Raw genomic sequence first — 10,301 nt, forward strand, 5'->3', positions numbered from 1 at the left:
CGACTGATGCTTAAGAGGTTAGCGTACGCATAGATCCGCTTAGGGGTTCTATAAGGTAGTATTTTTTCAATAAAATATAATAGACCTCTCCAAAAATCAAAAATAAAATCAATTCTTATCCTTTTATTATCAACTATTTCTCCCTGTTCCCTGTTCCCTGTTCCCTCTTTCCTGGAGATGTCTAATGATGATACTTCAATATAGGAATAGATATTCTATCCCTATATTTACTAGCTAAAACTTACAGCAATTTCGGAGTTAGTGAGGTACAAAATTTATCACTTTAATAAATAATCAATAGAGATTAGTCTTCAACTGTACCTCACCATCCTAAAAAGTGCTGTAAGCTTAATAATTTTCAATTTACTCTTTATTATTTTCTTCTAAGGTGTAGGATTAGGATATTTAGCATGAACCTCATCAATTTCAGCAATAATTTCTTCAGTCAAATTTATCTCCAAACTACTAATATTTTCTTTTAATTGTTCCATAGTTGTTGCCCCAATAATTGTACTAGCCACAAACCATCGGGAACGCACATAAGCTAATGCTAATTGCGCCGGAGTCATATTATTTTTATGAGCAATTTCTACATAAGCTTTTATCGCTTCAGTCAAATTTGTTTTACGATAACGTTGCTCAAATCCAGGAAACAAAGCTACACGAGAATTTTCAGGAACTCCATGCAAATATTTACCTGTTAAAAGACCAAAAGCTAGAGGACTATAAGCCATTAATCCCACATTATTAAATCGACAAGCTTCAGCGATATTTATATGAAAAATACGGTTAACTAAACTAAAAGCATTTTGAATCGAAACTATTTTTGGTAAACCTAGTTTTTCTGCTACATGGCAAAATTCGGACACTCCCCAAGCCGTCTCATTACTTACTCCTAAATAACGAATTTTTCCAGCTTTAATTAACTCAGCAAATACTTCTAATTGTTCCGCAATAGGTGTCGTATCTTGCTCATTATTTGGGTCATAATCTGGGGCACCAAATAAAGGCACATAACGGTCAGGCCAATGAATTTGATAGAGGTCAATATAGTCAGTTTGAAGACGACGCAAACTATCTTCTATTGCTTGCTGAATATTGGCTCGGTTAACTTGAAGATTTCCCCCACGAATCCAAGTAATTCTAGAACTAGGACCGGCAATTTTTGTAGCAATAATTAATTTATCGCGTTGTTGTTTAACCAACCACTCACCAATATATTCTTCCGTTTTTCCTTGAGTTTCAGCCTTGGTTGGTACTGGATACATTTCTGCTGCATCAATAAAATTAATACCTTCAGCAACAGCATAATTAAGTTGTTGATGAGCTTCTTCAATAGTGTTTTGCTGCCCATAAGTCATGGTGCCTAAACAAATTTCTGATACATTTAAGTTACTATCTCCAAGTTTGTTGTATTTCATTGGTTTGTTTTTTAGTAAATTATCTAATTTTATCCTAGCAGTGACATATTCCTGACGCTAACACAAGGTATAGCGTAGGCTACGAGCGCGACTTCTCTATGAGAACATTGACTGAGCTAACAAGGAATGCCCTACCTCTCTAGAATAGGCTCAATTGAACGCCTTTATGTGATTCAAATTTAGTTGGTGGCAACAAATCTTTAATCAATACTTTAGCCCTATTTTTGATGTTAATTGCAGCATTCAAATCACGTCCAATTGACAGATTGCAGTTAGGACATTCATGCTGTCTCTGAGCTAAAGTTTTCTTAACTTTATGACCACATCTACTACATTCAGTTGATGTTCCATGAGGTTTGACTTCAACTATTAACTGACCAGCTTTTGCCTCTTTCAGAGGAGCTTCGCTAACAGCTTTGTTAGCTAATATCATATTAAATTGACCCCAACCCGCATCATGTATAGACTTAGCTAATCTAGATTTAGCCATGCCTTTAATATTTAATTTTTCAACTGCAATAATATCATACTTTTTCAATAATTTATTAGCAGTATTGAAGTGAAAATCTTTTCTAGTATTAACTACTTTTATATGTTTTTTAGCTAATTGTTTAACCGCTTTTTGTCTACGCTTAGAACCTTTTTTTCTCCTAGACACTTTTCTTTGGGCAGACTTAAGTTTTCTTTCTGATCCTCTCAAATATTTAGGAGCAGAAATATAGTCATTATCAGAAGTTACAAAGAAGTCTATTAAACCGACATCTATACCTACAATATTACCTTGTTTAAGATCAGGTTTAATTTCTGGTATAGACTTATCTTCTAAACTAAAGGTAACAAAATAGCCATTAGATTTTTTAGTAACTGATGCTGTTTTAATCACAAATCCGTCAAGCAATGGCCGATGAACAATTACTTTTACATCGCCTATTTTAGAGAACTTAACTTTGTTACCTACAAAATTATGTTGTTTAAATTGAGAAAGGGACGTTGCATGCAACGTCCGTACAATGTTTTATATTGACCTTTACCTTTGAACCTTGGTTTACCTGAACGCTTACCATTTGAATATCCTTTTAGCCATCTATACAAATGCCAGCTCAACTCTTTTCGGTACTTCTTGTAAAACTTGAGAATGGATTTGTTTGTACCAAGGTTTATCTACCTTTAATTGAGTTAATGACTTTTGTTGACTAAACCTAGTTGGACGGTCTTTTAATTCTGGTAAGTGACAAATCAAAGGACAAGCATTAATAGAACACTGATTTCTTTCCCACCAATCAAATCTTTCTGCCAACATATAGTTATATTGACACCCCAACATATCCAGAGTTTTATCTATTTTCTCCGCTTGTTCTTTTGTTGGACGTAGTTTGTATTGATAGGCTATTCTCATCTATTTTTCTCTTTTCGACCTTATGCGTATTATAATAATTTGTGTACATAATTGCAACATAAAACTATGAAAGAATCATTACATTGTCGAATAACTAAAGAAAGATTATATAAACTAAGATTATATGCAGTCAGAAAACAAAAAACAATGACTCAAGTAATAAGTGATTTTATAGATAGTTTACCTACTTATGTGGAGGACAAACGTTCACAAACTGATAAAATGGTGGAAAAATAGCGCATTCATCCCGACACCATAGACTATGGTGCGGGACTTTTGCTCAACTTTGAAGTTAAAATTAACTTAGAATCTTAGAGGAGTAACTGAATTCTCCAGTCTAGTATTAAAACGAATTTCCGTACCAGTGTAATGAGGAACCCAACCTTCTATTGAAACGAAATATCGCACAGCTTTAACTCGTTTTTCTGGTGTCAAATAAAACCAATGTTCTGTATTAGCTGGTACATTAATATATTCTTGTGGCTGTACTGTTAATTCAACTTGACTATCATCAGGACGCACAAAACCAAAAATACCTTCTCCTGCCACAATATAACGCACTTCATCATCTGCATGGGTATGACATTTATCGAACTTTGATAACATTGCATCAAGATTAGGAATTTCTGGATGTATTGCCACTAAGTCTCGTGACTGATAACCAGCAGTTTCTTTGAGTTGCTCAAAATAATTATCCAAACTTTGTAATAATCCTTCTTTTTCATCATCGTTGAGTACATCTTTTGCCAGTAGATTATGAATTTCTGGATTGTCTCCTACAGGCCAATGATTCAGTTGCACATTTAAGGATTCAAGTTCACGAGAAATATCGTTGAGTTGAGTGTAAATTGTACCGTCTTCTAGTTTGAGTATTGCCATATTTCACCTGTTGATTTATGACTAAAATTGATTCTATAAACAAGAATATTCTTGTTTATATTGACTATCAAATTTTAGCACTATTTGTTATAAGATAATAATTATTATACAGCACTGACGGTATTTAAACCAACAACTATATTATTATCTTTATGATTGGTATAAAACAGCTATGCTTAAGCCAGAAGGATTAAAGCAAATTTGAAAAAATTACCTTTTGAGCAGCAAATTTACTTGGTTCTATATTTTGATTTTAACCTACCTCTCAAATATTCAATTATTGACCTAATAAAATCACTAACTCCTATATCAAAAACTCATACCATTTCTCTGTAACAATGTACTTAATAATTGTTGATTAAACCTAATGTAAATAAGCATTTTTATCTCTTAGTTACACTGATACTCATAGATAAATCATATAATATCATCTGTGGTTGAATAGTTATAATTAAATTTTGTACTATTGCTTGAGCAATATCTATAACTTAGAGCTAGAGCAATACTACAAACAAAAACTTTTTTATAACTTATTATCCGGGCATCATATAAGTCATAATCTTGAACAAAAAATTATACATCTCAGAAATCATACGGAGTTTTATGACATTTTTGATTTTGTCAAATTTCTCTGACTAAACTATGCTATATTTAGAAATAATTTACCTTATTTTTTCAGCAGTATATCAATGACAAAAAAATAAGGTCAATAGCCTACCCTTGGATAAGGGATGAAAAAAATTAACTTCAGTATTTTAAGCCTATGACTTTAGCCAAAGGTACTAATAACTGATAACTAAGTAGAGCGTGGTAAATTTCGTGCGTTATGTATCAAATTGTAAATTAGCTCAAAAGTCAGGTATATCATTCTTTTGACTAGAGTTTAGACTAAATATGCAACGTCATTTTTTTTTAGCTTGGTCTACTTAATAACTAATAACTAATAACTAATAACTGATAACTGATAACTGAAATGACGTACAGTCTCAGAATTGCAGACTTACCTAGTAATGAACGACCACGAGAAAGATTAATTGCCTCTGGTCCTAAAAGTCTTTCTACTGCAGAATTAATTGCTATTCTACTAGGTACGGGTCAAGGAAAAGGAAAACTTTCTGCTGTTGGTCTTGGACAATATGTATTAAATCAATTAAGTCAACATCAGCGTGACCCCCTCTCAATTCTCCGCAATATTACGGTTCAAGAATTAACTCAAATTCATGGTATTGGTACAGCAAAAGCAACAACTATTCTTGCTGCCATTGAATTAGGAAAAAGAGTATTTCAATCTCGCCCTCCAGAATTAGCAGTTGTTGATAGTCCTCAAGCTGCTGCGGATGCTTTGAGTCAAGATTTGATGTGGCAAACCCAAGAAAAATTTGCTGTCTTACTTTTGGATGTAAATAATCGCTTACTCGGAACTCAGGTAATTACTATCGGTACAGCAACAGAAACATTAGCTCATCCCCGCGAAATTTTTCGAGAAGTGATTCGTCAAGGTGCAAGCAGAGTAATTATTTCTCATAATCATCCTTCAGGAAATGTCGAACCAAGTCCTGAAGATATCAATTTAACCAAACAACTCTTAGCAGGAGCGCAATTTTTAGCTATACCCTTACTCGACCATATAATTATGGGTAATGGAGAACATTCCAGTCTGCGCCAGACAAGTAATTTGTGGGAAGAATACCCTCAAGGAGATTAAGAAGAAAACCTGAATCTATTTATACCACTACGCGCAAGTCATATCAAAGGAGGTAGCATTGGTGTAATTATACCAATTTCATAAAATATTGCAGAGCGTGACTTTGTTCTTAGGAGTCAGGAGTCAGGAGTCAGGAGTCAGGAGTCAGGAGTCAGGAGTCAGGAGGTAAGAATTTATACAGCCTATTCCATGTAAGTGTGGTACAGTAATTCTAGTAGATTTGATTAATAAGAATGAAAACTTTATTCTATAGTTCAAAAACTATTTAAAAATTTGGTAGTCCTGCATAGTAATGGTCAAGTACAAATTGTGGCATTATAGTGATGTACGAAGTTCCAGATGGCTCCAATATGATTACTTAATTTTTGGGAAAACGATAAAGTTTTTCGCACCAATCTTCCAATACGTTGTCGCATTGTGTTATTAAACCTTTCTATATAACTGGTTTTACCAGTTTCCTTACCTACTGCTTGATGTCGCATTGAAGGTAACACCATCTCATAGGCTTCCCAAAAATCAGTATAGCAGGTTGCACATTGACGATATACATCGGGTAAAGATTTCCAGAGACCTTGAGCTGATTTTCTAGAGCGATATAGCTGCCGCACTTGCTCCGCCAACGCCAATATATACTCCTACTATTTCACGAGTTCCAACATCCATAGCCAGCCAAATCCATTGTTTGTTGTTTTTACAACCAACAAATGACCACATTTCATCAAGTTGAATTATCAGTTTACCTGTTTTTTTTTAGTAACAGCAACTTGCTTTTCGATTTGCTCATACTTGCGATTAACATACATCTGTAACCATCTTTCTGAAACACCTGTAATTCTTGCGTTCGCGTAGCGTCCCGTAGGGAATCGCAGCCAATGCTAATCGCTAAATACAACATTTTATCAATCATCGCTCTTGTTGCCTCATCAATAGGCTCTGTGCTAGGATTCTCGACAAATTGTCGTCCACAATCTAGGCAACGAAACCGAGGCTTACCGTAGTGAGTATGTCCATATTTGATAATTTTAGTAGATTGGCATTTAGGACAGTGCATAGCTAGAAAATTCAACTTTAATTTATATTTTACCATTACGCGAGCAGGACTACCCAAATTTGATATTACTGATTCGATTCTTCTCGCAATTGCTTGTGTAATTTTTCCAGTGATAATTTTAACTCATCTCCCCGTTCAACTTGACCTAACTCTTCATAACGTTTATAAGCTAAGTTTAACCAACGAATCGCTTCCTCGTTACTACCTAAAATTGCATAAACTTCTCCTAAAGTAGCCTCAAGTTTTCCCCTTCCTGCAACATCATCAACTGCCATCAATTCTGCTGACTGTAAATAGTAATCCTTGGCTAATGCAGGTAATTGAATCTGTTGATATATTTCACCCAAGATTCTATAAACAGTAGAAGTATAATATCCTTGGTCTATAAAAGATTCTAAGATAGCGATCGCTTCCCCATTCAAACCATTTTGTTGATAAAGTTCAGCAATACTTAGTACCCGTGCTTCACCATCTAACTTTTGAGTCAGCTCCTCACTTTTTGCCAAAATTTCTTGCTGTTGAGATTTTGAAATTACAGCAAATCCTATTCCCAAATAATCTTGTTTAGAAAAAGGCGATTTTTCGTCAAGAGAAGAAATCTCAGTATCAGTATGAACAATTACTGTATATCGAACACCTGTTTTTAAAGGCAATTCCCCAGAATAAATTACTTGATTTTCACTAACCTCTGTTTCCCAAATATATTCTGACGGACTTTTGATAGTAACAGTATAACGAGTTGCACCTGCCACAGGATTCCAATGTAAAATCAAGGGTTTATCTGGTAATAATAAAGTGTGGCGCGGACTAATAAGATAGGGAATTTTATCAGTAATTGCTACTTGATTAATTCCACGAGTAGCATCAAAAGGAACACATCCATCTGGAGTTTCAACACATTGTGATTTTGCTTGTAAACAGCCATCCATTGTTTGAGATATATTATTTTTTGGCAAACTCCAAGTTTTCCAGTTTGCGTAACAAATTGCTATTAAATTTGCTTCTGATGTGAGTTTTATTTTATCTTGTGCATAGAGTTCTGTGCCAACAAAAACTGGATGATATTCTGACCAATTTTGACGCTTTAAAAATACTTTTCCATCTGCTTCAATAATTCGCCCAACTGGAGATTGATTAACTTGAGTAGTAGCATTAGCTGGTGCAAATATAATATAATTTTGTAAGTTAATTATCTGCTTTACTGGAGTCAAAACTAAAATAACTAATAGAGCTAAAAATGTCTGGATTTTCATATCTATCCCCTTGGTATTTTTCAACTTGGTATTTTTCAACTTTAGTAGGTTGTATTTTTCTATTTTTAAGGAGTTATACTAATTCAATAATTCGCCCAATTGGAGATTGATTAATTTTAGTAATAGCATTAGTTAGTGACAATTTAATATGATTTTGTAATTTAATTATCTGGTTTACTGGAGTCAAAATTAAAAAAACTAATAGAGGCAAAAATATCTAGATTTTCATATCTATCCCCTTGATATTTTTCAACTTTAGTAGGTTGTATTTTTCTATTTTATATTTTTCAACTTTAGTAGGTTGTATTTTTCTATTGCTAAAGAGTTATACCAATTTGAAAAAAGAATGTTACGAATAGTAAGGGCGATAAAAAGACTTTAGAGGAGATGTCCCTTTGACAAAATTGAAGCCATTCATTCTCTAAGTCGCCAATCCGACGGCTCCCCTACCTGACTCCTAAAAAATCCCTTAGTCATTTGTAGCAAAAATTTATCAAATTGGTATTAGGTAGTTAGGAGTTACTAAATTATAATTTCCTAGCTCTTAAATTAATATTGATTAGAGGGGATTTCATCAAGCGTGAGCTACAAGTGTCCCAGGCAAGATCCCTTGCTACAAATAAAAATGTTCTTCTCTTTCAAAATTACCCCCTGCTCCCTACTCCCTATTTCCTACTCCCTATTTCTTAAACTTTTGAATTTTCTTAAGTCTTACTCCTTCTTTTTCTGTTTGTAAACGTTGGCGGACTAAATTTTTCCATGTATTAGTTTCAGGATTTTGAGTAGATTTAAGATCTATACAATTTTGCCTAGCTTTTTTTAAACTATCTCTATCTGTGGGAATTTGCTCCAGTACCTGTGCTAATAAACATTGTGCTGGAGCATTTTCAAGGTTTAGTTGAATTGCTTTTTTTAAATGAGATTGAGCTTGAGAGTAATTTAAGGTCTGAAAATAAGCCCAACCTAGATTTTTATGTAAATTTGATTCTATTCCTTGAGTGAAATTACCAGGATATTTTTGCTGTAATTCAGACATAAGTTGTAAACCAAGAGTCAAATTGTTAATTGCTGTCTTATTATTTCCATCTAACCAAATTTGGAGACGGGATAAATTATTAATTGCTGCAACTTTCACATAATTATTATTTCGGTAAACTGCAGAATCTATTGCCTGTTGATATTCAGTTTTAGCACAACCAAAATCTTGTCTAGTTTCACAAATTAATCCTAACTGTAGGTAAGAAGCTGCATTTTCATGGTTAAATTTTAGAGCAAGTTGATAATAAAATTCAGCTCTGCCTAAATTACTATTTAGATACTGTTCAAATCCAATATTTGTGAGATTTTTGTCAATGGTTGGAAAAATATAGGTTTGGATTAAAAGAGGAATTTTTTGCAAAAGAAAACCTAATCCCATCAATCCCATTAACATGAGAAGGAAAAACTGCAAATAAACCTTAATTTGTGTTGGCGATCTAGTCTGTTCGGCAATTGTTTGTGATAATTCTTTCGATTTTTTCAGAATAAATCGTGTATGTTTAGGTCGCTGTTGTGGAAGAGGATTCATTAACTCATCAATAAAATCAGCCAGCAGAGGCGAAACTTGAGGAGCATAATTTCTCCAAATAATTTTGCCAGTTTTTCTCTCCGTTGGAAAATTCATGGGAGACTGACCTGTAAGTAAATGAACAAAGGTACGACCTAATGCAAAAAAATCAGATTGTAAAACAGCTTCTCCATTCATTTGTTCTGGTGCAGCATATCCTAAAGAACCAATTTTTGTTGTTCCCCAATCTCCTACTCCAATTGTGCCAAAATCAATTACGGTTAATTGCCCATTTGGTCTCAAAATTAAATTAGAAGGTTTTAAATCTCGATGAAGTAAGTTTTGACTGTGAAGCATATCTAAAATTTCGGTAATTTGTTGTAACCAATCTAAAGCTTCATCTTGATAAATTTTCCCATGATTAATTAACCACTCCTCTAAATTTTCTCCTTCGATTTTTTCCATTACTAAACAATGTAGTTGTTTAGAACTTTTATGAGGTGAAACTATAAAATAACCATCGGGTTCAACTCTCGGAATTCCAGGATGACGCAACCACATTAATACTCTTGCTTCTTGTTTGAATAATCGAACTAAATCTGGATTATTGTCATATTTCAAAACTTTTAAAATTTTCAAACTTCCCCAATCTTCTAAACTCGTTCCCCAATCTTCTACTTCAAAAATTTCTGTAGGATGTGCAGGTTGTGGTTGTCGCAAGGGTCGAATAATGCGATAGCGATTTTCAATCAACAATTCAGTACCACAAGCTTGACAAAAATCAAGCTCTTCCGGATTTTGACGATTCTGACATTGAGGATTGATACAGTAATTCATAATATGGGAAATCGGATAAACTACAGCAGTTAAAAGTTAAAAATCTGATTTTCTCGACTCAAAACTTTCAGACTACAGTAATTTTGGGAAATTATTTGACATCTAAAGTTTGACACTATTTGTAAAATTGTTTTTGCCAATTTGTCGAATAGAGAATTGGATAAACTACAGCAGTTAAAAGTTAAAAATCTGATTTTCTCGACTCAAAACTTT

The 10,301-nt window shown here is 33.7% G+C and carries 8 protein-coding genes and 1 pseudogene; 2 read left to right on the forward strand and 7 right to left on the reverse strand.

Features of this window, described 5'->3' with window-relative positions:
* Positions 1 to 383: 383 nt before the first annotated feature.
* The 3 genes from ACP6PM_RS11770 to ACP6PM_RS11780 all read right to left on the reverse strand — a co-directional run bounded on the left by ACP6PM_RS11770 (position 384) and on the right by ACP6PM_RS11780 (position 2,817).
* Complete coding sequence (locus ACP6PM_RS11770) at positions 384 to 1,421, reverse strand: NADP(H)-dependent aldo-keto reductase (RefSeq protein WP_426584805.1); 1,038 nt, start codon at positions 1,419 to 1,421, stop codon at positions 384 to 386.
* 139 nt (positions 1,422 to 1,560) lie between these two features.
* Positions 1,561 to 2,421, reverse strand: coding sequence for an RNA-guided endonuclease InsQ/TnpB family protein (locus ACP6PM_RS11775; RefSeq protein WP_426584807.1), 861 nt, complete (start codon positions 2,419 to 2,421; stop codon positions 1,561 to 1,563).
* 84 nt (positions 2,422 to 2,505) lie between these two features.
* Complete coding sequence (locus tag ACP6PM_RS11780; protein ID WP_426584809.1) at positions 2,506 to 2,817, reverse strand: helix-turn-helix domain-containing protein; 312 nt, start codon at positions 2,815 to 2,817, stop codon at positions 2,506 to 2,508.
* 66 nt (positions 2,818 to 2,883) lie between these two features.
* Here ACP6PM_RS11780 and ACP6PM_RS11785 point away from each other — a divergent pair, with 66 nt between their 5' ends.
* Positions 2,884 to 3,054 carry a hypothetical protein gene (locus ACP6PM_RS11785; RefSeq protein ID WP_426584811.1) on the forward strand — a complete coding sequence of 57 codons (171 nt, stop codon included), beginning with the start codon at positions 2,884 to 2,886 and terminating at the stop codon, positions 3,052 to 3,054.
* Positions 3,055 to 3,120: 66 nt separating this feature from the next.
* On the opposite strand, the gene ACP6PM_RS11790 is transcribed toward ACP6PM_RS11785, so the two are convergent.
* Positions 3,121 to 3,696, reverse strand: coding sequence for a 1,2-dihydroxy-3-keto-5-methylthiopentene dioxygenase (locus ACP6PM_RS11790; protein ID WP_426584812.1), 576 nt, complete (start codon positions 3,694 to 3,696; stop codon positions 3,121 to 3,123).
* 973 nt (positions 3,697 to 4,669) lie between these two features.
* On the opposite strand from ACP6PM_RS11790, the gene radC reads away from it, so the two are divergent.
* Positions 4,670 to 5,401, forward strand: coding sequence for a RadC family protein (gene radC, locus ACP6PM_RS11795; RefSeq protein WP_293098346.1), 732 nt, complete (start codon positions 4,670 to 4,672; stop codon positions 5,399 to 5,401).
* Between the two features lie 296 nt (positions 5,402 to 5,697).
* On the opposite strand, the pseudogene ACP6PM_RS11800 reads toward radC, so the two are convergent.
* The 3 genes and pseudogenes from ACP6PM_RS11800 to ACP6PM_RS11810 form a co-directional block, all read right to left on the reverse strand.
* Positions 5,698 to 6,452: pseudogene (locus ACP6PM_RS11800) on the reverse strand (IS1 family transposase).
* 65 nt (positions 6,453 to 6,517) lie between these two features.
* Complete coding sequence (locus ACP6PM_RS11805) at positions 6,518 to 7,705, reverse strand: tetratricopeptide repeat protein (protein WP_426584813.1); 1,188 nt, start codon at positions 7,703 to 7,705, stop codon at positions 6,518 to 6,520.
* Between the two features lie 679 nt (positions 7,706 to 8,384).
* A complete protein-coding gene (locus ACP6PM_RS11810; RefSeq protein WP_426584814.1) occupies positions 8,385 to 10,088 on the reverse strand; it encodes a protein kinase domain-containing protein in 1,704 nt (567 codons plus the stop codon).
* Between the last annotated feature and the right edge of the window lie 213 nt (positions 10,089 to 10,301).

The organism is Dapis brunnea BLCC-M229, assembly GCF_050015995.1.
Taxonomy (GTDB): Bacteria; Cyanobacteriota; Cyanobacteriia; order Cyanobacteriales; family Microcoleaceae; genus Trichodesmium.

Bases quoted from the DNA above. Each gene is read 5' to 3' on its own strand.
- ACP6PM_RS11770 (WP_426584805.1), bottom strand. From the start codon at position 1,421: ATGAAATACAACAAACTTGGAGATAGTAACTTAAATGTATCAGAAATT.
- ACP6PM_RS11780 (WP_426584809.1), bottom strand. From the start codon at position 2,817: ATGAGAATAGCCTATCAATACAAACTACGTCCAACAAAAGAACAAGCG.
- ACP6PM_RS11785 (WP_426584811.1), top strand. From the start codon at position 2,884: ATGAAAGAATCATTACATTGTCGAATAACTAAAGAAAGATTATATAAA.
- ACP6PM_RS11790 (WP_426584812.1), bottom strand. From the start codon at position 3,696: ATGGCAATACTCAAACTAGAAGACGGTACAATTTACACTCAACTCAAC.
- radC (WP_293098346.1), top strand. From the start codon at position 4,670: ATGACGTACAGTCTCAGAATTGCAGACTTACCTAGTAATGAACGACCA.
- ACP6PM_RS11805 (WP_426584813.1), bottom strand. From the start codon at position 7,705: ATGAAAATCCAGACATTTTTAGCTCTATTAGTTATTTTAGTTTTGACT.
- ACP6PM_RS11810 (WP_426584814.1), bottom strand. From the start codon at position 10,088: ATGAATTACTGTATCAATCCTCAATGTCAGAATCGTCAAAATCCGGAA.